The 24,664-nt window shown below is 71.0% G+C and carries 22 protein-coding genes and 2 pseudogenes; 19 read left to right on the top strand and 5 right to left on the bottom strand.

Annotation, left to right across the window (positions count from 1 at the left end):
• Positions 1 to 3 precede the first annotated feature (3 nt).
• From AB0F03_RS33165 to AB0F03_RS33225, 13 genes are all read left to right on the top strand, one after another.
• Positions 4 to 717, top strand: coding sequence for a GntR family transcriptional regulator (locus AB0F03_RS33165; RefSeq protein ID WP_361998918.1), 714 nt, complete (start codon positions 4 to 6; stop codon positions 715 to 717).
• Complete coding sequence (locus tag AB0F03_RS33170) at positions 714 to 1,916, top strand: hypothetical protein (protein WP_361998921.1); 1,203 nt, start codon at positions 714 to 716, stop codon at positions 1,914 to 1,916. The genes AB0F03_RS33165 and AB0F03_RS33170 overlap by 4 nt, the downstream gene beginning before the upstream one ends.
• Positions 1,913 to 2,854 carry an ABC transporter permease gene (locus AB0F03_RS33175; protein WP_361998924.1) on the top strand — a complete coding sequence of 314 codons (942 nt, stop codon included), beginning with the start codon at positions 1,913 to 1,915 and terminating at the stop codon, positions 2,852 to 2,854. Before AB0F03_RS33170 ends, AB0F03_RS33175 begins: the two co-directional genes overlap by 4 nt.
• Positions 2,855 to 2,865: 11 nt before the next feature.
• Positions 2,866 to 3,738: an ABC transporter permease gene (locus AB0F03_RS33180; protein ID WP_361998927.1), complete on the top strand. Its 873-nt coding sequence runs from the start codon at positions 2,866 to 2,868 to the stop codon at positions 3,736 to 3,738.
• 244 nt (positions 3,739 to 3,982) lie between these two features.
• Positions 3,983 to 5,548 carry an ABC transporter substrate-binding protein gene (locus AB0F03_RS33185; protein ID WP_361998930.1) on the top strand — a complete coding sequence of 522 codons (1,566 nt, stop codon included), beginning with the start codon at positions 3,983 to 3,985 and terminating at the stop codon, positions 5,546 to 5,548.
• A 3-nt stretch (positions 5,549 to 5,551) separates the two neighbouring features.
• Positions 5,552 to 7,426, top strand: a complete 1,875-nt coding sequence (locus AB0F03_RS33190; protein WP_361998933.1) for an ABC transporter ATP-binding protein — start codon at positions 5,552 to 5,554, stop codon at positions 7,424 to 7,426.
• Complete coding sequence (locus AB0F03_RS33195; RefSeq protein WP_361998936.1) at positions 7,414 to 8,577, top strand: enolase C-terminal domain-like protein; 1,164 nt, start codon at positions 7,414 to 7,416, stop codon at positions 8,575 to 8,577. Before AB0F03_RS33190 ends, AB0F03_RS33195 begins: the two co-directional genes overlap by 13 nt.
• Positions 8,574 to 9,443 (top strand): SDR family oxidoreductase, encoded by an 870-nt coding sequence (locus tag AB0F03_RS33200; protein WP_361998939.1) that lies wholly within the window; start codon positions 8,574 to 8,576, stop codon positions 9,441 to 9,443. Before AB0F03_RS33195 ends, AB0F03_RS33200 begins: the two co-directional genes overlap by 4 nt.
• Complete coding sequence (locus AB0F03_RS33205) at positions 9,440 to 10,177, top strand: ribonuclease activity regulator RraA (protein WP_361998941.1); 738 nt, start codon at positions 9,440 to 9,442, stop codon at positions 10,175 to 10,177. Before AB0F03_RS33200 ends, AB0F03_RS33205 begins: the two co-directional genes overlap by 4 nt.
• 81 nt (positions 10,178 to 10,258) lie before the next feature.
• Positions 10,259 to 12,247 carry a hypothetical protein gene (locus AB0F03_RS33210; RefSeq protein ID WP_361998943.1) on the top strand — a complete coding sequence of 663 codons (1,989 nt, stop codon included), beginning with the start codon at positions 10,259 to 10,261 and terminating at the stop codon, positions 12,245 to 12,247.
• A gap of 52 nt (positions 12,248 to 12,299) precedes the next feature.
• A complete protein-coding gene (locus AB0F03_RS33215; protein WP_361998946.1) occupies positions 12,300 to 13,679 on the top strand; it encodes an FAD-linked oxidase C-terminal domain-containing protein in 1,380 nt (459 codons plus the stop codon).
• Positions 13,676 to 14,755, top strand: a complete 1,080-nt coding sequence (locus tag AB0F03_RS33220) for a (Fe-S)-binding protein (RefSeq protein WP_361998949.1) — start codon at positions 13,676 to 13,678, stop codon at positions 14,753 to 14,755. The genes AB0F03_RS33215 and AB0F03_RS33220 overlap by 4 nt, the downstream gene beginning before the upstream one ends.
• Before the next feature lie 38 nt (positions 14,756 to 14,793).
• Complete coding sequence (locus AB0F03_RS33225) at positions 14,794 to 16,329, top strand: aldehyde dehydrogenase (NADP(+)) (protein WP_361998951.1); 1,536 nt, start codon at positions 14,794 to 14,796, stop codon at positions 16,327 to 16,329.
• Between the two features lie 337 nt (positions 16,330 to 16,666).
• On the opposite strand, the gene AB0F03_RS33230 is transcribed toward AB0F03_RS33225, so the two are convergent.
• Together AB0F03_RS33230 and AB0F03_RS33235 are read right to left on the bottom strand one after the other, a co-directional pair.
• On the bottom strand, positions 16,667 to 17,497 hold the full coding sequence (locus AB0F03_RS33230) for an alpha/beta hydrolase (RefSeq protein ID WP_361998954.1): 831 nt from the start codon (positions 17,495 to 17,497) through the stop codon (positions 16,667 to 16,669).
• 194 nt (positions 17,498 to 17,691) lie between these two features.
• A complete protein-coding gene (locus tag AB0F03_RS33235) occupies positions 17,692 to 18,141 on the bottom strand; it encodes a VOC family protein (protein ID WP_361998957.1) in 450 nt (149 codons plus the stop codon).
• Positions 18,142 to 18,401: 260 nt separating this feature from the next.
• Here AB0F03_RS33235 and AB0F03_RS33240 point away from each other — a divergent pair, with 260 nt between their 5' ends.
• Both AB0F03_RS33240 and AB0F03_RS33245 read left to right on the top strand, forming a co-directional pair.
• Positions 18,402 to 18,833 carry an Rrf2 family transcriptional regulator gene (locus AB0F03_RS33240; protein WP_361998959.1) on the top strand — a complete coding sequence of 144 codons (432 nt, stop codon included), beginning with the start codon at positions 18,402 to 18,404 and terminating at the stop codon, positions 18,831 to 18,833.
• A 144-nt stretch (positions 18,834 to 18,977) separates the two neighbouring features.
• On the top strand, positions 18,978 to 19,727 hold the full coding sequence (locus AB0F03_RS33245; RefSeq protein ID WP_361998962.1) for a glucose 1-dehydrogenase: 750 nt from the start codon (positions 18,978 to 18,980) through the stop codon (positions 19,725 to 19,727).
• A gap of 249 nt (positions 19,728 to 19,976) precedes the next feature.
• On the opposite strand, the pseudogene AB0F03_RS33250 reads toward AB0F03_RS33245, so the two are convergent.
• A pseudogene (locus tag AB0F03_RS33250) lies at positions 19,977 to 20,238 on the bottom strand (IS5/IS1182 family transposase); the annotation flags it as partial.
• A gap of 44 nt (positions 20,239 to 20,282) precedes the next feature.
• On the opposite strand from AB0F03_RS33250, the gene AB0F03_RS33255 reads away from it, so the two are divergent.
• Positions 20,283 to 21,449, top strand: coding sequence for a pentapeptide repeat-containing protein (locus tag AB0F03_RS33255; RefSeq protein WP_361998965.1), 1,167 nt, complete (start codon positions 20,283 to 20,285; stop codon positions 21,447 to 21,449).
• A gap of 235 nt (positions 21,450 to 21,684) precedes the next feature.
• On the opposite strand, the gene AB0F03_RS33260 is transcribed toward AB0F03_RS33255, so the two are convergent.
• Together AB0F03_RS33260 and AB0F03_RS33265 are read right to left on the bottom strand one after the other, a co-directional pair.
• Positions 21,685 to 21,837 carry a hypothetical protein gene (locus AB0F03_RS33260; RefSeq protein WP_361998968.1) on the bottom strand — a complete coding sequence of 51 codons (153 nt, stop codon included), beginning with the start codon at positions 21,835 to 21,837 and terminating at the stop codon, positions 21,685 to 21,687.
• A gap of 1,147 nt (positions 21,838 to 22,984) precedes the next feature.
• Positions 22,985 to 23,290, bottom strand: a complete 306-nt coding sequence (locus tag AB0F03_RS33265) for a hypothetical protein (protein WP_361998971.1) — start codon at positions 23,288 to 23,290, stop codon at positions 22,985 to 22,987.
• Between the two features lie 181 nt (positions 23,291 to 23,471).
• On the opposite strand from AB0F03_RS33265, the pseudogene AB0F03_RS33270 reads away from it, so the two are divergent.
• The 3 genes and pseudogenes from AB0F03_RS33270 to AB0F03_RS33280 form a co-directional block, all read left to right on the top strand.
• Positions 23,472 to 23,585 (top strand): annotated as a pseudogene (locus AB0F03_RS33270) (methyltransferase); the annotation flags it as partial.
• 106 nt (positions 23,586 to 23,691) lie between these two features.
• Entirely contained in the window at positions 23,692 to 23,874 is a 183-nt protein-coding gene (locus AB0F03_RS33275) for a hypothetical protein (protein WP_361998990.1), read from the top strand.
• A 281-nt stretch (positions 23,875 to 24,155) separates the two neighbouring features.
• Positions 24,156 to 24,664 (top strand): sigma-70 family RNA polymerase sigma factor (locus AB0F03_RS33280; protein WP_361998974.1); only part of this gene is annotated, 509 nt, incomplete at its 3' end.

The following is a 24,664-nucleotide window of genomic DNA, read 5'->3' on the forward strand; positions in this document are numbered from 1 at the left end:
GCCATGCCAAGCATCGAGTTCGAGACACCGGACGCCGCGCCCCCTCCGCCTGTCGCACTGCCCCCCTTGCGGCAACCCGCCTCCCGCACGGACCGGGTGCGCGACGCCCTGCGGCAGGCCATCCTCGACGGGGCGCTGCCTCCGGGACGGGCGTTGGTGGAGCGCGAGCTCGCCGAGCTCTACGGTGTTTCGAAGACCCCGGTGCGCGAGGCGCTCAAGCAGTTGCAGTCGACCGGGCTGGTGGAGATCAACGTCTACCAGGGGGTGAGCGTCCGCCAACCCGACGACCAGCTGGTGCGGGAGCTGTACACCGCCCGGTGCGCGGCCGAACCCGAAGCGGTACGGCTGGCCGCCGAACAGCACGGAGCCGTGGCGTACCCCGCGGCCCGGCGTGCGCTCAGCGAAGCGGCCGCGCTGATCGGCTCCGGCGAGACACAGGGGCTGGGCATCGCGAACCGGCGCTTCCACCGGGAGCTGTACACCGCGTGCGACAACAGCTTCCTGTGCGGTTTCCTGGACCAGTTGCAGGACCTGACCGCCTTTGTGGCGGGCCTGGGCTGGCGGCTGCGGGCGACCTTCGAGGAGGAGGCCGCCGAACACGCGGCCATCCTGGAAGCCATGGAGCAGGGCGACGCCGAGCGTGCCGAGCGGCTCACCCGCGCCCATATCCGCAAGGCCCAGCGGACGCTGTCCGGGGCACTCGGGGACGGACGGTGAAGACCGAGCTCTTCGCCCACCCGCTGTCGTTCCGCCACAACGCCCGGGCGCAGGCGGAGCGGGTGCGGACCGCCGGAGTCGACCGGGTGCGTCTGGCGTACGCCTACCACGGAGGACGCTGGCTGCTGACGACGAGCGAGCCGGCGGCCGTGGTGGACTTTCCCGCCGGCCGCTGGTTCACCCGGCGGGACGACCCGGACGACGCGACGGACCTGTCCCTGCCCGTGCTGGGCGACGAGGCGACGGCCGCGGCCGGCGTGCTGGTGGCCTCCGGTGTCGCCGTGACCGGCTGGCTGGTGGGCCTCCACCAGTCGGGCCCGGCCACCGCCCGGCCGGACCTGGCCCTGCGCAACGCGTTCGGCCACCCGTACCGGCACGCGCTGTGCCCCGCCCGGCCGGAAGTGGTCCACTACGCGCGGACCCTGGTCACGGAGACGGCCGGGCAACCGGACGTGAGCGGTCTGGAACTGGAGGCGTTCGGCTATCTGGGCTGGCAGCATCAGAGCGCACACGACAAATACGGGGTGGCCCTGCGACCGGTGGACCGCTGGCTCCTCTCCCTCTGCTTCTGCACCGCATGCTCCACCCGGTTCACCGAAGCCGGCCTCGATGCTGCCGAAGCGGCCGACAGAACCCGCGCCGCCGTGCTCGCGCAGCTGGCCGGTCCACGACCGGCGGGCGGCATCACCGAGGACGCCGTCACCGTGCTGGGCCAGGACCTGCACGACACGATCCTCGCCGTCCGGGCCGACGTGACCACGGACCTCGTACGGTCGGCCGCCGAGGCAGCACGAGGGCTGCCGCTCTCCGTCCGCGCCACCGACGACCCCTACGCGTGCGACGGGAAGTCCTCCGGCGACCTGCGTGCCCTGGCCTCGGCCGCGGGCTCGCTCACCGTCACGAACCTGGCCGGGGACGCCTCCGCTCTGCGCCGGGACCTCGTCGCCGCGGACCGCGCCGGCGGCCGGGTCATCGCCGGCTGGAACCTGGGCGCCGCGCAGACCCACAGCGAGGAGGAACTCATGGACATCGCCGGGCAGGCCCGCTCGCACGGTGCCGGCTCCATCGTCCTCTACGCCTACGACCTCGCCCCCGCACCGCGGCTGGAGTGGCTCCGCCGCCTGCCACGGGAGCCTGAGGCCGGCGCCCCGGCCACATACGACAGTCCACGCCACAGACCAACGGAGCCGGCAAGATGACCGGATACCTGATACGCCGCCTACTGCAACTGATACCCGTCGTCCTGATCGTGTCGATGGTGCTGTTCCTCCTGCTGCGCATGATGCCGGGGGACCCCACCCTGAACATCCTGGGCCAGGAGGCCAGCCCCGCGGACCGGGCGGCACTCCGCGCCGATCTCGGTCTGAACGCCCCCCTGTGGCGCCAGTTCACCGACTGGATCAGCGGCATCGCACACGGAGACCTCGGCGCCTCCTGGCTCACCGGCGAGAAGATCAGCGCCGTCCTCGGCGAACGGCTCGCGGCAACGGCCGAACTCGGTCTCATCGCCCTGCTCTTCGCACTGCTCATCGGCATCCCCGCCGGCGTTCTCGCCGCCGTGAAGCGGCGCACGCCCACCGACACAGCGCTCAACTCCACCGGTCTGCTGGCGCTTTCGGCACCGCACTTCTATCTGGCCGCCCTGCTCATCCTGGTGTTCGGCCTGTGGCTGAAGCTGTTGCCCCCCTCCGGATACGTGCCGTTCAGCGAAGACCCGGTGGAGAACCTGCGGCACATGGTGCTGCCGGCGCTCACCATCGGCTCCACCATCGCGGCCGTCACCATGCGCCAGACCCGCGCCGCCCTGCTTGCCGCCTTCAACGAGGACTACATCCGCACCGCGCAGGCGAGCGGCCTGTCCCGCCGCCGGATCGTCGGCGTCTACGCCCTGCGCAACGCCATCGTCCCCGTCGTGACCGTCGTAGCCCTCCAGATCGGTGCCCTGATGAGCGCCACCGTGGTCACCGAGACCGTCTTCACCGTCCCCGGCATGGGCACGCTGATCGTCAACGGCATCTTCAGCCGGGACCTGCCCGTCGTCCAGGGCGCCGTCCTGGTGGTCGTGGTCTTCGTCCTCCTGGTGAACCTGCTGGCCGACCTGATCTACGCGTGGCTCGATCCGCGCATCACGTACTGACAGGAGCGACGATGGCCACCGAAACCCTCGCCCCGGCCGCGCGCCACCCGATTCTCCGCCGGCTGCGCCACGACCGCCGTGCCCAGCTCGCCCTTCCCCTCCTGCTGGTCCTCGCCCTGGCGGCGGCAGCCCGCCCCTTCCTGACCGAGCGCCTGCGCGCCACCGACACGGGCCGGCTCCTCGCCGGCCCCGGTGCACAGCACCTCCTGGGCACCGACGAACTCGGCCGGGACGTCCTCGCCCGTATCGCCGCCGGAGCGGTCGTGACCGTAGAGGTCGCCACCGTCACCGTGGGCGCGGCCCTCGTGGCGGGCACGGTCCTCGGCCTGCTGGCCGGATACCGCGGCGGATGGCTGGACACGGTCATCATGCGTGTCTCCGACGGGCTGCTCGCCTTCCCGCTGCTCGTGCTCGCGCTCACCGTGGTCGCCGCGCTCGGTCCGGGACTGCGCAACGCGCTCATCGCCATCGCCGTGGTGACCACCCCCCGCTTCGCCCGGGTCGTCCGCGGTGAGGTGCTGTCCCTGCGGACCCGTGAATGGGTGTCAGCCGCGCGCATCGTGGGCGTACCGCAGTCCGCCATCATGCGCCGCCACCTGCTGCCGCACCTGGCGGGCACCCTGCTGGTGTTCGCCGCGCTCCAGGTCTCCACCGCCATCATGGCCGAGGCCGCCCTCAGCTTTCTCGGTCTGAGCGTCCAGCCCCCGCAGCCCAGTTGGGGTGCCATGGTGGCCAGCGGTACCGACCATCTCAGCGCCAGCTGGTCGCTGAGCGTCTTCCCCGGTCTGGCCATCCTGCTCACGGTCGCCGCGTTCAACATGCTCGCCGACGCCCTGCGTGACGCACTGGACGCGCACCGGCCACAGCTGACGCCCCCTCGCTGACCTCCCTCCGAGCCGCGCCGTTCGCCGGCCCACCGGGCCGCGACCGCACTCACCGGCACGTTCCTCCGCGCCCCGTCGGCCCACACGGCGGCGCACATCGCCCCACGCCCCACGCACGCCGAGACACCTCACCGCGCGCGCTGCCCCCACGCGTCCGCGCCCCTTCGGGCAGCTCTCTCGGCCCCCACCCCTCCTGCCCTCCAGCTCTCCAGCACCCGCAATCCGCACAAGGAAGTGCTCTGCCATGCCCCTCTCCTCCCCTGGCCTGCCACGCCGTGCCGTCCTGGCCGGAGCCGCCGCCACCGCCGCCCTGTCCACCCTCTCCGGATGCGGCAGCGGCTCCGGTTCGTCCGGTTCCTCCTCCGGAACGCTCACCGCGGGATTCGACAACGAGCCGGTCACCCTCGACCCGGCGCTGAGCGCCGCCATCTCCTCCGACCGCAACGTGCTCAACCTCTTCTTCGACGCGCTGCTGCGCCAGCGCCCGGACGGAACGTTCGAGCCCGCTCTCGCCACCAAGTGGGACGCCGGCGACTCCTCGGTCACCTTCACCCTGCGCCAAGGGGTGAAGTTCCACGACGGGACGGCCTTCGACGCCGAGGCCGTGGTCTTCAACCTGCGCCGGGTGATGGACCCGGCCACCCACTCCACCAAGGCCGCCGCGCTGGCCGGGGTGGCCTCCGTCGAGGCGCCGGACGCCAAGACGGTGAAGATCACGCTCAAGTCCGCCGACCCGCTCCTGCTCACCCACCTGGCGCACGAGGCCGGCATGATCGCCTCCCCTGCCGCGCTCAAGAAGCACGGGGCGGATTTCGGACGCCGGCCGGTCGGCACCGGTCCCTTCACCTTCGCCCAGTGGCGGTCCAAGGTGCAGCTGACCGCCGAGCGCAACGACGCCTACTGGGCGAAGGCCGCGGACGGCAGCAGCCTGCCGAAGCTGGACAAGGTCGTCCTGCGCTTCGTCACCGAGGCCAAGGTCCTGCGTGCCGAACTGTCCACCGGCGGCGTCCAACTGGTGCGCGCCCTGCCGCCGGAGGAGTACAAGCAGCTCGGCGACGACGAACGGATCGTCATCAAGGACGGAGGGGTGCGCCGCGCCTACTACGTCGCCCTCAACGTCACCAAGGGCCCCTTCAAGGATGCGAAGGTGCGGGCCGCCTTCGCCCGGGCCGTCGATCGGCGCGCGGTGGGCAAGGCGGCCGCCGGCGACGAGTACGACATCGCCCCCTCCTTCGCGACCTCATCGGACTGGTTCTACGACGGCTCCGTCGCCCCGCTCCCCCACGACCCCGCCAAGGCGCGTGACGCCCTGAAGCAGGCCGGGCTGCGCGGTGAGGTGCCCATCACCCTCGTCGCCCGCCGCCGCGCCCCCGACCCCACCATCGCGGAACTCCTGCAGAGCCAGCTCACCGAGGCCGGTTTCGCACCCAAGGCCGAAGTCCTCGAATTCCAGACGCAGTTGGACCGCATGGCGAGGCGGGACTTCGACGCGGCGCTCCTGGTGATCGACATACCGCGCCTGGACCCGTCGCTGGCGTTCGACCCGTACTTCACCAGCGACGGACCGAACAACTGGTCAGGACTGAGCGACCACGTCCTCGACGCACTGCTGAAGGACGCGGCCGGTACCGCCGACCGGCCGACGCGCAAGCGGGCGTACGCCAAGGCGCAGCGCCGCATCATCGACAACAACTACTGGATCTTCCTGCACCAGGCGAAGTCGCCGCTCGTCCACAGCAGCCGGCTCAAGGGCGTCCAGCTCGACATCGACGGCCAGTGGCGGCTCGCCGAAGCCCACCTGGGTTCGTGAGGAATGGTCGTGTCCCTTCTCGAGATCGAAGACCTCAGCGTCACCTTCAACGGCACCTCCGCGAGCCCTCCGGTCCGCGCCGTCGACAGCGTCGACCTGCGCCTGGAAGCGGGTGAGACCCTGGCCGTCGTCGGTGAGTCGGGCTCCGGCAAGACCGTCACCGCCCTGAGCCTGCTCGGACTCAATCCGCCCGAGCCCGTGTGCAGCACCACCGGTTCCCTCCGCCTGGACGGCACCGACCTGGGCACTCTGGGCGGCAAGGAGTGGCGGGCCGTCCGGGGCCGGCGCGTGGCCATGGTCTTCCAGGACCCCGGCTCCGCACTCAACCCGCTGCTCACCATCGGCACCCAGATCACCGACGCCGTACGTGCCCACGAGCGGCTCACCCGCGAACAGGCCCGGCGCCGCGCCGTCGAAGCTCTGGAACAGGCCCGGATGCCGGAGCCGGAGAGCAGGCTGCGGCAGTATCCGCACGAGCTGTCCGGCGGAATGCGGCAGCGTGCCGCCATCGCCCTGGCCATCGCGGCCCGGCCCCGGCTGCTCATCGCCGACGAACCGACGACCGCCCTGGACGTCGCCGTGCAGGCCGAGATCATGGCGATGCTCCGCTCCCTGTGCATCGACCTCGGCATGGGACTGATCCTGATCACGCACGACCTCGGCGTGGTCGCCGAACAGGCCGACCGGGTCGCGGTGATGTACGCGGGCCGCGTCGTCGAGAGCGGCCCGGCCGCACACGTCCTGAAGCGCCCCAGGATGCCGTACACCCAGGCGCTGCTCGCGGCCACACCTCGGCTCGACGCACCCGCCCGCACCCGGCTCGTCTCCATCGAGGGGCAGCCGCCCCGACTGCGGGAGAGGCCTTCCGGGTGCTCCTTCGCTCCCCGGTGCCCCGTCGCCGTGGACGACTGCACGACCAGCGCTCCGCCACTGACCGTCTTCGACGGCGAACACGCCGCCGCCTGCCTGTTCGCCGACGCCCCGGTGGAACTGCCCACTGCGCGCGCTGCGCCCGCGAGTGTCCCGGAAGCGGCGGTCACGGCCGACTCCGCGCGACCACTGGTGGAGTTCGACGCGGTGGACCTGCGGTATCCGGTCCGCGGCGGCGCGCTACGCCGGGTGACCGGTCACGTCCACGCGGTCCGGGAGGTCAGCCTGCGGGTCGAGGCGGGCCGGACGCTGGCACTGGTCGGGGAGTCCGGCTCCGGCAAGACCAGCCTCACGAAACTGCTGCTTCGCCTGGAACGTCCCTCCGGCGGCACCGTCCGCTACGACGGTATCGACGTGACGCGTCCCGGCCCGACCGGACTCCGGCGGCTCCAGCGGGAGGTGCAGGTCGTCTTCCAGAATCCGTACGCGAGCCTGGACCCTCGGCTGACCGTCCGGCAGATCCTCACCGAACCCCTGCGCGTGCACGACCTCGATGCCGGTGAGGACATCCTCACGGGACTCCTGCGTGACGTCGGCCTGGACTCCTTCGCTCTGGACCGCTTCCCCTCCGCCTTCTCCGGTGGCCAGCGCCAGCGCATCGCCATCGCCCGGGCCTTGGCTCTGCGTCCCCGGCTGATCGTGTGCGACGAGGCGGTCAGCGCCCTGGACGTGTCGATCCAGGCGCAGGTGCTCAACCTGCTCGCCGGCCTCCAGGCGGAGCACGGCATGGCGTATCTCTTCATCACCCACGATCTGGCCGTGGTCCGGTCGGTCGCCCACCGCATCGCGGTGATGCGCCACGGCCGGATCGTCGAAGAGGGGACGGCGGAGCAGATCTACGCCGACCCCGCGCACGACTACACCCGCGAGCTGCTGGCCAGCGCGCCCGGCCGGCACGCCGCACCCCTCTCCCGGCACAACGAACGGAGCCCGCTGTGGCAAAGGTGACCAGGGTCGCGCTGACCTCGATCAACACCCCCCGGCACAACAGCATCACCTGCGGCCACATCCTCGTCGAACTCCACACCGACGACGACTCCCTCGTCGGAGTCGGGGAGATGTCCGACCTCCAGCACCTGCCGCGTTTCCATTTCGACGTGCCGGAGCTGGAGGCCACCCTCAACGAGATCCTGGTGGGTCTGGACGCTCTTCAGCTCACGGAGGTCGAACGGCGTCTGGAGGCCAACTTCCCCCAGGCCGGGTACATCTACGACAAGAGCCGCGCCATCAAGTGCGGAGTCGACATCGCGTTCTGGGACCTGGCGGCCAAGCAGCTCGGGGTCCGCGTGTGCGACCTGCTGGGCGGCGCGGTGCGCGAGTCCGTCCCGATCGCGTACCCGATCTTCCGCCAGCAGCACGAGGAGGACGTCGAGCGCAACCTCGCCATGGTCGAGCGGCGCGTCCAGGAGGGCTTCGCGTTCTTCCGCGTGTACGTGGGGCGCCGGCTGGACCTGGACGAGCGATTCCTGCGCACGGCCCGAGAGCGCTTAGGGGACCGGATCACCGTGAAGTCCCTCGACTTCTCCAACCTGCTGGACTCCAAGGCGGCCTGCAACTTCGCCGAACGGGTCGCCGACGTGGGCTTCGACCTCGTGGAGGCGCCGGCACCGAACCATGACGTACGCGGGCTGGTGTACGCGCGCAACCGCCTTCCCGTGCCGATCAGCGAGCACGTCTACGGCTTCCGGTGGGCGCTCGACCTGGTCGCCGCCGACGCGGTCGACGTGTTCAACGTCAGTGTCATCGCCATCGGCGGTATCACCCCCGCCCGACGGATCTTCGCGATCGCCGAGGCCGCCGGGAAGTCGTGTCTGGTCGGCACCACCCAGGAACTGTCCATCGGTACGGCCGCCGCCGCCCATGTCGCCATGGCGATGTCTCCGGTCACCGTGCCCAGCGACCCGGTGGGCCCGCTGCTCTACACGCGGGACGTGGTCACCGACCCGGTAAGTTACGCGGGCGGCAGGCTGTACGTGCCGTCAGGTCCAGGCCTGGGCATGCGGCTCGATCCGGAGCTGGTGAAGGCGTCGGCGGGCCCGCTCACCTGGGCGGCCACCAGCGCCGCCGCCGTCGTCGACCGCCAGGAGGTCGCGCGGTGACGGGGGCCCGTCACGAAGCGCCCGCGGTGGACGGGCGGTTCGCCGGCCGGGTCGCCCTCATCACGGGCGGAGCCCGCAACATCGGCCTCGCCATCGCCGTCAGGCTGGCCGCCGAGGGCGCCGCCATCGCCGTCAACGGCCCGGACGAGCGAGAAGCGGAAGCGGCGGCGACAGCTCTTCGGGACGGCGGGGCGCGTGCCGTGGCGTGTCCGGGAGACGTCTCCGACCCGGCGCAGGTCGAGGCCTGCGTGTCCCGTGCGGTGGATGCGCTGGGCGGACTGGACGTGCTGGTCAACAACGCCGCCGCCGCGATGCTGGGGCGCGGTCGTCTGCTCGATCTCGCCCCCACGAACTGGGACCGGGTCTTCGCGGTCAACGCCCGTGGCACGTTCCTGTGCACCGTCGCGGCGGCCAGGGTGATGCCGGCCGGCGCGGCGATCGTCAACATCTCCTCCGTCGGCGCGACCCGCGCCCACCGCTCGGCCGTCGCCTACGACGCCTCCAAGGGCGCCGTCGAAGCCACCACCAGGGCGACGGCTCTGGAGCTCGCCCCGCTGGGCATCCGCGTCAACGCCGTCGCGCCGGGCCCCGTCATCAACGACCGCTACGAGCTGCTGGACGCCGCCCGGAAACGCGCCCGCGTCCAACCGGTGCCCCTGGGCCGCATGGGTGACGGCTCCGATGTCGCCGCGGCCGTCTCCTTCCTGGCCTCGCGGGACGCCTCCTTCATCACCGGTCAGGTGCTCACCGTGGACGGCGGTCTGACGGCACAGATCAGGCCGCCGGGCACCGACCCCACCCTCGACTCACCCGCCATCACCCCGGTGCACGCCACCACCCACCACCCCGAAGGACCCGCATCATGACCGAGACGCCCCAGGCGCCGCTCGACCCCGACGACCTGGCCGCTCTGCGTGAGGCCAGCACCGCCACCATCACCACCCAGCTCTTCAAGCTCGGACTGCGCAACACCTTCCTCGCCGGACTCACCCGCATCACGCCCGGCGCACCGCGCATGATCGGTGAGGCATTCACCCTGCGCTACATTCCGGCACGCGAGGACATCGACACCCTCGACGTGTACGACGACTACGACCACCCCCAGCGCGCCGCCGTGGAACAGGTCGGCCCCGGGCAGGTCCTCGTCTTCGACTGCCGCGGTGAGGGCCGAGCCGCCTCCGCGGGCAACATCCTGCTCACCCGGCTCTCGGTCCGCGGCGCCGCCGGGCTGGTCACCGACGGCACACTGCGCGACATCGGGGAGATCGGGCACCTCCCGCTGCCCGTCTACGCCACGGGTGCGGCGGCGATGACCAACCTGGCCCTGCACCACGCCGTCGACCTCCAGGTCCCGGTGGGGTGCGCCGGCGTCGCCGTCTATCCGGGTGATGTGCTGGTCGGCGACAGCGACGGTGTGGTCTGCGTACCCCGCCACCTCGTGCCCGCGATCGCCCGTCAGGCGCGGGAGCAGGAGCGGCTGGAGGTGTTCATCACCGAGCGTGTCGCCGCCGGCGCCCCCCTGCGCGGTACCTACCCGGCGGACGCCGGGACCCTGCGCGCCTACGAGGCGAGCCGCCTCACCCCGTCGCTCGGCGATTGACCCCGTCCCTCCGCGGCGGGGCGGCCCCGCCGCGGGCCGGCCACCAGGCCGGACCAGCTGCAAAGGAAGAAGGCAGGAACCATGGTCACCCCCTCCTCGACCCCCTACAGGAAACCCTTCCTGTTCCTCATGGCCGGCACGCTCGTCGGGAGCCTGATCTCCGTCGCCACCGCCGGGCAGGCCACCGCCGCGGACGTGACCGGCGACTTCGACACCGCCGCACCCGGCACCACGCCCGCCGGCTGGTCCGTCACGGAATCCGGCGGGGACGCCACCGTGCAGGACGTACCCGGCACCGTCGACCGGAGCCTGCGGCTGCGCGACACCTCCACGACCGCCCCGGTCACCGCGAGCACGACCTTCGGCAGCACATCGTCGACCGTCGTCGCGGGTTTCCGGCTGCGTGCCGCGCAGACCTCCGCGACGATCGGCGTGCACCTCGACGGCAGCGGCGGACACAGTGTCACCGTGGCCATGGGGACCGACGGGCGGCTGTACACCTACGACGCGTCCCGACGGATCGACCTGGGCGTCTACACCGCCGACCGTTGGTACGACATCAGGGTCGTCGCCCACCCGTCCACGGCGACCGCCGAGGTGTACGTCAACGGCGAACGCAAGGCACGACGACTGGCGTTCCGGACCACCACCAAGACATTGGGCAGTCTCCAGGCCGGCGTCTCCACCGCCGGCACGGGCACCGCCTGGATCGACGACGTCCGCACCACCACGGAGAGCATTCCGCAGAACTGGCCGTACCTCGGCTCGGTCGCCCCGCGCACCGCTGCCCAGGTCGGCACCTCCGAACTCCTCGTCGGGGCCGAGACCCTGGACCGTGACTACACCGATTACCAGGCGTACGCGCCCTACCTGGGGCGGCTGGGCACGACAGGCGTCCGGCTCCAGGCCGGCTGGGCGAAGACGGAGAAGACCAAGGGTGTCTACGACTGGGCCTGGCTGGACCGGATCGTCGACGACGCCCGCAGCCGAGGAGTCAAGCCCTGGGTCCAGCTTTCCTACGGCAACAGCGTCTACGACGGTGGAGGTGGTTCCGGTCTCGGTGCCCATCTGCCCTCCTCCGCCGAGGCGCTGGCCGGATGGGACGCCTGGGTGACCGCCATGGTGAAGCGGTACAAGGGCCGCGTCGCCGAATGGGAGATCTGGAACGAGCCCAACCTCGCGGGCATCCCCGTGGCGGACTACACCGACTTCTTCATCCACACCGCCACCCTCGTACGAGCCGAGCAGCCGAAGGCGGTCATCTACGGCCCGGCAGAGGCGAGCATCGACGTTCCCTACACCCAGAACTTCCTGGTCAAACTCTCCGACAAGGGCAAGGCCGGCCTGCTCGACGGCATCAGCTACCACCCGTACAACCCCAACCCCGACGACACCTGGACCTACGGACAGGTGGAGAAGATCCGGGCACTGATCACCCGGTACGCCCCTGGTACCGTCCTGCGGCAGGGCGAGAACGGCGCACCCAGCAGGCCGGGCAGCTTCGGGGCCCTGGGTGACCTGGACTGGACGGAACTCAGCCAGTCGAAGTGGGTCCTGCGCCGTGTGCTCAACGATCTCGGACGCGGCATCAGTACCAGCGTCTTCAGCATCTCCGACCTGCACTACCCCGGAAAGGTCAACAGCAAGGGACTGCTGCAGACCAACACCGATAAGAGCATCCGTTACGCCAAGCCCTCGTACTACGCCGTCCAGACCGCGGCATCGATCTTCGACAGCACCGTGAAGCCGCTGCCCGGCTACCACTGGAACGCGACACCCGACACGTCGCTCACCGTGCAGGCGTTCGCCAAGCGCGGCACCGGCCGGCAGATCGTCGGCGTCTGGTCCGGAGCGGCCAGGCCCAGCGAGAGCAACGCCTCCACCCCGACGGATCTCACCTTCACCGACGGCGACTTCACCGACCCCGTCTACGTCGACGTACGCACCGGAGCCGTCCACGACATCCCGGCCGCCGACTGGTCCGTGCAGGGCAGCACCTACACCTTCGAAGACATACCTGTGTACGACTCGCCCGTGCTCATCGCGGACCGTTCCACCCTCACGTTCTAACGCCGTGCCGGTCCCCGCCCGACACGGGCGGGGGCCGGCCCAGGAGGCAACCGTGCAAGCCCCTGTCAGAGCCGCGCTGAAATCCATCGTCGGCGACGCGCACTACCGCGAGACGGACGGCGACCTCGTTCCCTTCAGCCGGGACGCCACCCCTCTGTTCACCGCCCGGCCCGACGCCGTCGTCTTCCCCGCCGACACGCAGCAGGTGTCGGCCGTCCTGAGCCTCGCCGCCCGGTACGGCATTCCCGTCGTCCCGCGCGGCGCCGGTTCCAACCTGTGCGCCGCTACCGTCGCCCTGCGCGGCGGCATCGTCCTGGCCCTCACCCGTCTCGACCGCATCCTGGAGATCGCCCCCGCCGAACTTCTCGCCCGCGTCCAGCCCGGTGTCACCAGCACAGCACTCGCCGACGCGGCCACTCACCACGGCCTCCTGTGGGCACCCGACCCCGGCAGCCGCACCGTCGCGACGATCGGCGGCACCATCGCCACCAACGCCGGTGGACTGCGCGGCCTCAAGTACGGCGTCACCCGCGACTACGTCCTCGGCCTGGAAGCCGTCCTTCCCACGGGAGAAGTACTCCGCACCGGCGGACGCCTGCACAAGGACGTCGCCGGCTACGACCTCACCCGCCTGCTCACCGGCTCCGAGGGCACCCTGGCCGTGATCACCGAGGCCACCCTCGCGCTGCGGCCCGCGCCACGGACGTCCGGCACCGGGGTCGCCTATTTCCCCGACCTCGCCGCCGCGGGCCGCGCCGTCACCGCGATCATCTCCGGCGGACTACTGCCCGCCACCCTCGAATTCCTCGACCGGCCCTACATCCGAGCGGTGGAAGCATTCGCCGGGCTCGGTCTGCGCACGGACGCCGGCGCACTTCTCCTCTTCGGCGACGACGGCGAACCCGACACCGTCACACACGCCCTGGCCCGCATGAGCGACGCCTGCACGTCCCACGGCGCGCTGGAAGTCACCACCGCCGCCCGAGTCGCCGAAGCCGAGGCCCTGCTCGCCGCACGCCGGTGCGCCCTGCCGGCACTGTCCCGGCTCGGTGCGCTGACCATCCTGGAGGACGCCTCCGTCCCGCGCCCGCGCATCGCCGAGATGGTCCAGCGCATCGAGGACATCGCCGAGCGGCACGGCGTCACCATCGCGACCTTCGGCCACGCCGGCGACGGCAACCTCCACCCCACCTGCGTGATCGGCTCCCGCGAGGACACCGAGACCATCGCGCGCGCGGAACACGCCTTCACGGACATCTTCACCACCGCCATCGAACTCGGCGGCACCATCACCGGCGAACACGGCGTGGGAGCGGCCAAGCTCCCGTACCTGTCCGCACAGCTCGGCCCCGACCAGGTCGCGCTGCTGCGCCGGGTCAAGGACGCCTTCGATCCGGCCGGAATCCTCAATCCCGGAAAGCTGGGTTCATGACCGACCCCGTCTTCGACCCCGACCTGCTGTCCCGGTGCATCTCCTGTGGTTTCTGCCTGCCCGCGTGCCCGACCTACGCCGAAACCGGGGACGAGGCATCCTCCCCGAGGGGCCGGATCAACCTCATGCGCGCCCTCCAGGACGGCAACCTCGACCCGTACGATCCCACGCTCCAGGAGCAGTCCTCGCAATGCCTGGGCTGCCGGGCCTGCGAACCGGTGTGTCCGGCGGGGGTCGAGTACGGGCAACTCCTCGAACAATGGCGCGACCACCAGTGGAAGGGCCGCAGGCAGCCCCTGCTCGCCCGGGCCCTCATGCTGGCCGCCCGGATGCGGCTGGTCTTCCGGCCGCTGGGCACGCTGCGGCGAGCCGCCGCCGGCGAACCACCCGTGGGAAGGACCGACGTTCCGCCGGTGTCTCTCATGCTCGGGTGCTTCGAGCGTGTGCTGTTTCCCGAAGTAAGCCGTGCGGCCCGCAGGCTGCTGCCCGGACTGACGGCACCCGCCGCCCAGGGCTGCTGCGGAGCCCTGCACGCCCACAACGGCGACACCGCCACCGGTGAACGCCTCGCCCGCCGGCTGGCCACCGACCTGCCCGGCACCATCCTCACCACTTCCGGAGGCTGCGCCGCCCATCTGTCCTCGGTCCTCGGCTCGGACCGGGTTCGAGAGATCTCCACCCACCTGGCCGACCACGGTGCCACGGGTGAACTCCGGGTGGACGGCCGCCGGGCGAAGGTCGCGCTCCAGGACTCGTGCCACCTGCGCAACGGACTCGGCGTGTGGCAGGAACCCCGGGACCTGATCGGCCAGGTCGCCGACTACGTCGAACTGCCCTCCGCCGCCACCTGCTGCGGGGCGGCGGGCACCTACTCACTGCTCAGGCCGCGTGAGTCCCGCCGCATCCTCGACGCCAGGATCCGGGAGATCGAGGCCGCCGGCGTCGACTACGTCGCCGCGGTCAACCCGGGCTGCCTGCGCCAACTGCGTACCGGCCTGCGCCGTGCCCGGTCCCGGGTGAAGGCCGTCCACATCACCGAGCTGCTGGCACAGGCGGCCGACCACCGGCCCCGGTGACGCCCCCGACCGTCAGCCCGCCCACCGAGAGGCAGCACATGACTTCCCCCACCCCGGACGCATCCCAGGACGCCCCGGCACCCGCCGCCACGAGCGCGGCCCTCGCCGCGGCCGCCGCACGCGCGGCCGCCCCGGCCCTCGCCGCGCTTCCCCTCCCCACCCGGGCTTCGCTCCTGCGCGGTCTGGCGCGCACGCTGGGCGAGAACGCCGCTCACCTTGCCGCCGTGGCCGAGGACGAGACCCGCCTGGGAGTGGAACGCCTGCGAAGCGAGATCCGGCGAACTCAAGGGCAGCTGGAGATGTTCGCCGGCATCGTCGAAGCGGGCGAGTTCCTCGACGTGATGATCGACCTGCCCGACCCCACGGCGCAGCCCGCGCCCCGCCCCGACATCCGCCGCATGCTGGTGCCGCTCGGACCGGTCGCCGTGTTCTCGGCCTCCAACTTTCCGTTCGCCTTCTCCATACTGGGCGGGGACACCGCGAGCGCGCTCGCGGCGGGCTGCCCCGTGGTGGTCAAGGCGCACGAGGGGCACCCCCGGCTCTCGGACCTGACCGCCGAACTGGCGGCCGGGGTGATCCCGGGAGGCGTCCTGACCGTCGTCCACGGCCGGGAGACAGGCCGGAACCTGGTCAGCGATCCCGCCGTTCGAGCAGTCGGATTCACCGGCTCGACGTCCGGCGGCCGGTCACTGTTCGACCTGGCCAACAGCCGTCCCGACCCGATCCCCTTCTACGGGGAACTGGGCTCGCTCAACCCGGTGGTGGTCACACCGGCGGCCACCGCGGCGCGCGGGGCGGACATCGTCCGCGAGTACATCGGCTCGGCCACCCTGGGCCAGGGCCAGTTCTGCACCAAACCCGGCCTGCTGTTCCTGCCGGCCAGCCACGGTCTGGAGGACGACCTGCGCCGGGTGATCGGGGCCGTCGGCCCGGCCCCCCTGCTCGGACCGTGGATCAGTACCGCCTACCGCGCCACTCTCGAAGAACTCACAGGTCATCCCGCGGTGCGTTCGCTGCATCGCGCCGAGGAACCGGACGATCCCCGGGCCGGTACTCCCGCTCTCCTCACGACCACGGCCGAGGACATCCGGGCATGCCCCGAACTGCTCCGGGAATGCTTCGGCCCCGCCTCACTGGTCATCACCTACACATCGGCCGAGGACCTGCTGGAGACCCTGCGCCTTCTGCCGGGCGGCCTCACGGCGACCATTCAGGGACAGGAGCACGAGGACGAGACCCTCTTCCACCGCCTGTCAGCCGCGCTGCACGTCGGACGCCTGATCTGGAACGGCTGGCCCACCGGTGTGGCGGTGACCGCCGCGATGCACCACGGCGGGCCGTGGCCCTCGACCACCTCTCCCCTGCACACGAGCGTGGGCAGCAGGGCCGTAGCACGATGGATGCGGCCCGTGGCCTACCAGAACATGCCGGAAAGCCTCCTCCCCGCACCGCTGCGACGCGCCAACCCCTGGAACGTTCCGCAGCGAGTGAGCGGTTCCTGGCCGGCTCCGGAGGGCCATCGACGGTTCAGCTCCCCGGCTGCGGAAGCCCTTTCGCCTCCCTCACACCGGTGAGCGGGGCGAAAGGTCACGGTGGTGCGCGTTCATCGACGCCGACAAGGACAACCACTGGGGCTGTCCCCGAGGAGATCGTGCACCGGCTGCGTCCCAGCGGATTGGCGGGATCGACCTGCGCATCGCCCCCGCAGTGGAGACACTGCGCGCACTCGGTCCCGAGCCGGTCATCGACATGGTGGGCGCGGGGATGCAGCTCCCGGCGGCAACCGTGATCGTGCCGCGGCCGGCCGTTCGGGGGCGAGGGTGGAAGCGGCTTTGTGGGGCCACCCTCTTGCGGGCCACCGGACTGGACAACGTCTTGCACCGCACGGTCTGCCTCGCGGCCACCGGCCGACTATGCCTTGAGGAAGTCGAGGATCACGGGGTTGAGGACATCCGGGTAGACGGACAGCATCCCGTGCGGGTATCCCTCGTAGGTCTGCAAGGTCGCGTTCCGCAGGATCTCAGCGCTCTTCGGTCCCGCGTCCGCGTAGGGAACGACCTGGTCGTCGGTGCCGTGCATGACGAGCACCGGGACATCGATCTTTTGCAGGTCCTCGGTGAAGTCCGTCTCGGAGAACGCCTTGATGCACTCGTAGTGCGCGTTCGCGGCCCCCATCATTCCCTGCGCCCACCACCGGTCGACGAGCCCCTGGTTCACCTCGGCACCGGGCCGGTTGTAGCCGTAGAAAGGCCCGGACGCCACGTCGATGTAGAACTGGGCGCGGTTGGCGGCGAGTCCGGCGCGCAGCTCGTCGAACGCCTCGATCGGGGTTCCCTCGGGATTGCTCTCCTTCTTGACCATGACGGGCGGCACCGCCGACACGATCACCGCCTTGGAGACGCGCCCGGGCTCTGCACGCGCCACGTAGTGGACCACTTCACCGCCTCCGGTGGAGTGCCCGATGTGCACGGCGTCCCGCAGATCCAGCGCATCGGTCACGGCGGCCACGTCCGCGGCGTAGGTGTCCATCTCATGACCCGACGACGGCTGGCCGGAGCGCCCGTGACCACGACGGTCGTGCGCGATGACCCGGTAGCCCTTGGAGAGGAAGTACAGCAGCTGGTTGTCCCAGTCCACGTAGCTCAGGGGCCAGCCGTGGTGGAAGACGAGCGGTGTCGCATCCCTCGGCCCCCAGTCGACGTAGAAGATACTCGTGCCGTCCGTGGTGGTGACCGTGCTCATGGGGTGCCCCTTCCGGGTTGGATAGGTCCCACCCACGTTTCGTTCCTCGCGCGGGCGGTGAGTGGTGTCCTCGACGGGCGCCTCTCGGCGCCACCGCGGCCGCCGTTCGTCCCGTGCTCAGCCGGAGGAGGGCAGCCGACCGGAGCCGGTCACCCGCGGTCCGCAGGGCCTGCGGCGGCTCCACGGTGCGCAGGTCAGCCGACCGAACTCGCGTCCTCCTGGAAGACGTTGATGAAGTTGCCGTCGTTGTCGCGGATGGCGGTGGAGACACCGCCGTCCCCGAGGTCCTGCTCGCTCCACACCAAGGCGACCCCGTGGTCGCGGAACGACTGTGTCGCGGCGGCGAGGTCGTCCACGCGGAAGACGAGTGCCTTGGTGCCGGTCGGCCCGATGTGAGCGGGAGGATCGGCAGTGAGTTCGGGCAGCCGGAAGCCGTCGGGAGTCCGGAGCAGTTCGAGCTTGAAGCCGGGCCCTTGCGGAAAGGCCACGTCGGCGTTGATCGCGTCGAAGCGCGATGTCGCGAGGAGTTCGAGCCCGAAGACCCGCTGCCACCAATCGACGGACGCGTAGATATCACTGACAGTCGTCGTGATGTTGTGCAAGGTGAACGAGAAACGATCAGAATTCCCCATGGCGATCGTCACTTCTGTGTCGTTGGCGACGTGTACTGGCTGTGCCGACGCTGGTCGCTCCGCACAGGCTCGCGCACGGACCGGTCGTGCCGACTTCCAGGGTGCGCCGGTCCGGGAGGGGCGGCAACTGCGCAGGCGGAGCGCGAGCCGCGAACCGATGCGACCCGCGGACGTCGCTGCCCGTGCCGACGAGTCTCCTCCCGCGGCGTCGCCGGCACTCGCTTGACGACCCCAGATGTAACAATTACGGTTACTTCCAAGGAGGTGGTCACGTGGCGGGCAACAGCCGGCTCACCGTGGCGGCGCACGCGCTGACGTGGATCGAATTGCACCGCCGGATCGGCGACGGAACAGCAACATCCGAGGGGGTCGCGGGCAGCGTCAACACCAACCCCGTCGTGATCCGGCGGTTGCTCGGCCGGATGCGCGATGCCGGACTGGTGCACTCGCGACGCGGCGCCGACGCAGGGTGGGTACTCGCCAGACCGCTGGAGGACATCACCCTGCGGGACGTGTACGAGGCGATCGAGCCGTCACCATTGTTCGCCATGCACCGCTCGGAACCCAACCTCGGCTGTCCGGTCGGTTCCGGTATCCAGCCCGCGATGCGTCCGGTGTACGCCCGTGTCGAGGAAGCCGTTCGCGCCGAATTGGACCGGATAACGCTGGCCGATGTCCTGCGGGATGTCCTGGCGTCGCGGTAACCCAGAATCGCTTCACACACACCCTTCGGGGCCGGATCAGCACGCCGCCGGCGACCTCTCTTCCACGTTCGGGCTTTCTGCCGGGCGGCGACACCATCAATCTTCAGGGCCGGTCATGGTCCGTAGAGAACCGGAGTTCCAATCATGGGACAGCTTGACGGGAAGACCGCTGTGGTAACGGGCGGTAACAGTGGCATCGGGCTGGCCAGCGCCAAGCGCTTCGCCGCCGAGGGCGCGCATGTCTTCATCACCGGGCGACGGCAGGAGGCGCTGGACGCCGCACTGGCCGAGATCGGCCCGAACGCCACCGCAGTCCGGGGCGACGTCTCCGATCCGGCCGACATCGACCGGCTCTACGCCGCCGTCGCCGACCAGGGGCGGCGCGTGGACGTGCTGTTCGCCAACGCGGGCGGCGGTGAGTTCTCCACCCTGGAGCAGGTCACCGAGCAGCACTTCGACACCACCTTCGGCATCAATGTGCGGGGCACCCTCTTCACCGTCCAGAAGGCGCTGCCGCTGCTCAACGACGGTGCCTCGGTAATTCTCACCGGCTCCACCGCGGCGACCTCCGGTGGCGAGGCGTTCGGCGTCTACGCCGCGTCCAAGGCCGCCATCCGTTCGTTCTCCCGTACCTGGGCCAACGAGCTCAAGCACCGGGGGATCCGTGTCAACACACTCGTCCCCGGCCCCATCGAGACACCCGGGAACGCCGGCCTCGCCCCCGGCGCGGACGAGGCGGCCGAGCTGTGGGACTTCTTCGCGAACCAGGTGCCGCTGGGCCGCATGGGCCGCCCTGACGAGGTGGCCGCCGCCGCACTCTTCCTCGCCAGTGACCAGAGCAGCTTCGTCACTGGTACGGAACTCTTCGTCGACGGCGGCCTCAACCAGATCTGAAGCGGGCGCGCGACGTCGATGCGCCAGGAGTCGACGCTCTCGATTCCGGTTGCTGCCCGCGGCCCCCTGCCGCCCCGGGCGAGCGCCATGACCGAAGGACGCCCGGCGGGTGCTGGTGCACTGAAGATGGCGAGCGCGACGCAGATCACGGAGGTGGTCCAGCCGCACCCACGCGGTGCGCCGCTGGGTACGGCTGTCGTACACCGAGCCGGTCACCCATCTACCCGCGCTCAGGTTCTGTCCGTCGGATCACTGACAGAGCCAGGGCCCGAGTGCTGCTGCGGTGCCGGTGCCGTGGAAGACGTAGGCGCGCTTGTCGTAACGAGTGGCCAACGCCCAGGAGTTCTCGAGTCGGCTGAATAGTCCGCTCAACTTCGTTGCGGCGCCGGTAGCGGTCGCGGTCGAAGCCGGCGGGCCTGCCACCTTCTCCGCCTCTGCGTCGCCGGTTGGCCCGCTGATCCCTCGGTTCCGGGATCGTGTGCCGTATGTGGCGCCTGCGCAGGCAGCGTCGTGCATCTTGATCGTTTTTTGAGCGGCGCCTAGGCTCCCATGCCCATGGAGATCGGGGAGCCGGGTCGTGGCCGCAGGCCGTGGCGCGACCGGTTGGTCAGGCATCGTGCGATCGCGGCCCTGCTGGCCGGGACGGCGGGGTTGGCCGCTCTGGGCGCGGTGTTCGTCGTCCTGCCGGGTGTGGTGGTCGACCACGATCTCGCCGGGGCGAGCGTCGTTGCGCAGGACCGGCTGAAGGCGGTGAACGACGTCCGTACGACACTTCTCCAGGCCGTGGGCGGCATGGTCGTGTTGTTCGGCGCGTACGCCACCTGGAGGCAACTCCGCGTCAGCCAGGACACCTTGCGCGCCACTCAGGAGGGCTATGTCACCGACCGGTTCAGCACGGCCGTCGATCAACTGGGCAGTGACAAGCTGGAAACACGCATCGGCGGGCTCCACGCACTGTGGCGAATCGCGGAGCACTCCGCCCGCGACCGCGAGGCCGTCATCTCCATGCAGGCCGCTTACCTGCGTACACACCTGCCCTGGCCGCCCGCTCGACCGGACGCTCCAGCGGCGGACGTGCCCATCAACGACATCGTGCCGCTGGAGGTCCGTGCCGCCGACGCCCAGGTGGCGCTGACCGGGCTCGGCGTGCTGCTGCTGCAACCCCGGGAGCAGTCCTGGGTCAACCTCAGCGTCACGGACCTGCGCCGGGCCGACTGCGACGGGCTGTGGTTGCATGAGGTCAACCTCGACCGGTCCTGTATGGAGGCGGCGGGCCTGTACCACGCCAACCTGACGCAGGCGTCCCTCGTCTCGGTCAACCTGCGGCACGCCGACCTCCAGACGGCGATCCTGCGCCGGGCCCGCTGCGTTCGGTCCGACCTCCGGGGCGCACGGCTGGTCAAGACCGACTTGCGTGACGCGGACTTCACCGAAGCGGACCTGCGCGAGGCGAACCTGCGCAAGGCCGACGCAGGCGACGCTGTCTTCCGCCGCGCCGACCTGCGCCTAGCGGACTTGCGTGGCTGCAACTTGAGCACGGCCGACCTTCTCCAGACACGTCTGACCGGCGCAATGGCCAGCGAGCACACTCGCTGGCCCGCCGGTTTCGACCACGCGGCCGCCGGCGTCGTTGTCACCGTGGATCCGGGCCCCGAACCGCCGCCCCTGCTCCAACCCCCAGGGATAACGACGCAGCATCCGCCCCTGCGGTCCATGCCATGACCGAAGAGTTCAAGAGGCCGTTACACGCGGGAGGACCTGGCCGACGTGACTCCTCTGTGGCGTGGCGGATGGTCGCGGCCAACCATTGGGAGCAGCTGCGCGCGGTGGAGGAAGGCCTGCGCTCCCCACCTACCGCGCCGGCGAGGCAAGCCGCCCCGGCCTGAGCGGGGCCGCTGCTCATCGACGCCGCCCTCTCCCCCGTGTCCGGTGGGAGGAACGGCGTCGCCGTGTGGGATCAGCCGCGGTAGCGGAACGGGGCACGGCGGGACTTGCCCGCCTCCTGGTCGTGGTCGTACTCCGACTCGGGTGGCGTGGCGGCCTGGAGGCGGGCGGCTTCGGCGGTGGCTTCCTCACGGGCGACGTCGTCGGCGTGGCAGTCGCCGCACACCGCCGCGTCCCCGGGTGCCCAGGCGCCACCGCGCGGTGGTCTCCTCCCAGCGCTGATCGGTGAATTTCTGCCCGCACCGCAGAGACGAGGTCGGTTGCGCTTTCGAGCGGGGTGTCGATGGCGAGGCGAAAGGGGGGATCTCGGCGCCGATCGGCGGCAGTCCAGCTGGCATGTCGCGGAATCCTCAGGTGAGCAAGGATGTGTCCACGCGCCAGCCAAGCCGGGGCCACCCACTCCCCCCATTCACTCCACCATGGGCGCGCTCCCCTCCCAAAGCCCTCCCTGGGGGTCGCTTGGGTAGGAACAGGCACTCACGAGGCGCCCCTGTGTCGGCTGGCCGCGCTGCGGCCGCACGCGGCATGATTTGCTCACGAGGGAGGGCGTCCCGGACCCCGGGAGGACCCCCTCCGTCGTGGCCACGGCCGGGCCGACCTGCCTGCCTGCCTGCCTGCCTGCCTGTCGAGCGTCGGTCGAATCTCCGCAGGAAAACGTGCGCCAGGCCCGGTCGACGTCCCGACCCGTGGCGCCGGTCTTCGAGACCACAACTACACCGCCGGTGCCGCTCGGTTCTTCGAGAGGTGCTCGCCCTCCAGGTGGATCAATGTCCTCAGATCAGCGGGAGTTCGCCGTCGTTGTCCAGCCAGACGGCCCAATGTGTCAGTCGCCGGTGGACCCGGTCCCACGCTCTTGTGTGCCTAGCTGTGATTTGCGGTGACGGTGCGGGGGGCAGCGGGCTCGGGTGAGGTCTCGAGCCTGGCGAGGCAGTGTTCCGGCCCGTGCTTCGGCAGCCGGCTGCGCTTCGGGTCGTAGACACAAGGCGGTTTCGGCCGACGTCATCCGGGCCGCGATGCCCTCCCCGCCGACCTCGAGCGGCGCGGCGGTGGACCCGATCGCCGTACGCGCTCGGCATACCGAACCCGACCGCGTACGACGAGAAGGCGAACGTGACGGCGTTCTTGGTGCGCCGGTTCGTCGACCGCAACCTGCTGATCGACGAGGTCCTCGCCCGCGAGTACGAGCCCGGTCAGGTGGACGCGTTGCAAGCCGGCGGCGTCCAGGAACTGGTAGGCGAGGATGCGCAGGTCCTGGTGTGCGGAGGGTTCGGGCAGGCGGCGGGTCTTCCCCCAGCCGGTGCCGCCCACGGACATCAGGGCGCGGACGGCTTGGTTGCGGCGGCGCAGTCGGAGGCCGAGCCGGACGACGAGGTCGAGCCAGGCGGACCAAACGTGGCGCCGTCGAGGGTGGTGGGGGAAGCGGTGGTGTACGGCAGCGGGCGGGGGACGACCGGGCGGGAGTCGATGCCGCGGGCGCGGTCGGCGGCGAGGCGGCCGGCCTTCTTGCCCAGCAGGCGCTGCACGGTCGCCGGGGAAACGGCGACGAGTGTGATCTCGTTGAGTCCGACGAGCAGGCGCGGGTTAGGCGGGCGGCCCCGGCGTACGACACGCGGCCACATCGCGGCTGCCGAGCATGACCGTCGTGTCGATCACCACGCAGTTCCTCAGGAGCCCCCTCATGACCGGCGCGGTCGCCGCCAGCTCACGGCGGCTGGCCGCGGCCATGACCCGTGACATCGGTCTGGAGAACGCCCGTCTCGTCGTCGAAGTCGGTCCGGGTACGGGCGTGTCACCGAGGCCGTGCTGCGCCGGGCACCGTCCGCCGCCCGTCTGGTCGCCATCGAGCTCAACGCGGACCTCGCGGACCGTCTGGCGGCCACCCACCATGACGAGCGGCTCACCGTCGTGCACGGAGCGGCGGCTGACCTGACGGCGTTCGCGGACGGCCCCGTGGACGCGGTGGTCTCCGGGCTGCCGTGGACCGTCATGCCGGCGCGGACGCGGGCACACCCTCGACGCCGTGGCGAAATCTCTCGCACCGGGCGGCCGGTTCACCACGTTCGCCTACACCCCCCGGGCCTGGACCTCGCCCGGCCGCGCGCTCGCCGCCGCCCTGCGCGAGCGCTTCCCGACCGTCGAGCGCACCCGCACCGTATGGCCGAACCTCCCCCCGGCCTTCGTCTACCGGGCATGCGGTTCGTAGAGTCACCCCCGTGAACGGCGCCGACATCGACGAAGACCTGGTCCGCTGTGTGCCCCGCACCACCCCCGGGCACAGGAGGCGGGAGTGGTCCGGCGTCGCCAGGCGGTCTGAACACGCCGACAGGGGCCCGGTCGCCCCGCTGTTGACTGTCCCTGTCCGCGCTCACGGGGCGTGGCCGTGCCCGGGCCGACCGACGGCAGGGGCGCATGGAGATCGAGCGTGATGCAGGTCACGGGAAGTCGGTGTCGGGTGCCGGACAGCTCATTGAGGTGAGCACTGATATGCGTACCCGGGTACGGGCCGGGGAGTCCAGCGCGTTCGCTGAGCTTTTCGACAGCTATGCCCGCGCGGTCTACAACCATGCCTTCCGGCTGACCGCCGACTGGTCGGTGGCCGAGGACGTGATGGCGGCGACCTTCTTGGAGGCGTGGCGGCTTCGTGACAGGGTCGATCCGGAGGGTGGCTCCCTGCGGCCCTGGCTGCTGGGCATCGCCACCAACACGGCGCGCAACCAGTACCGGAGCAACCGGCGCTACCGGGCGGCGGCCAACGCCGCCGCGGCGGCCGAGCTGTCGGTGCCCGACCACGCCGACGAGGTGGCCGACCGGGTAGACGATCGGCGGCGCCTCGCCACGGCCCTGACCGCCCTTGCCGCGCTGCGCAGACCGGAGCGCGAGGTCATCACGCTCTGCCTCGGGGAGGGCCTGGACTACGAGGCCGCAGCCGGGGCCCTGGGGATTCCGGTCGGAACGGTGGCCTCCCGGCTCTCCCGGGCCCGTAAGAAGCTGCG

The organism is Streptomyces sp. NPDC028722 (genome assembly GCF_040637655.1).
Lineage (GTDB): Bacteria > Actinomycetota > Actinomycetes > Streptomycetales > Streptomycetaceae > Streptomyces.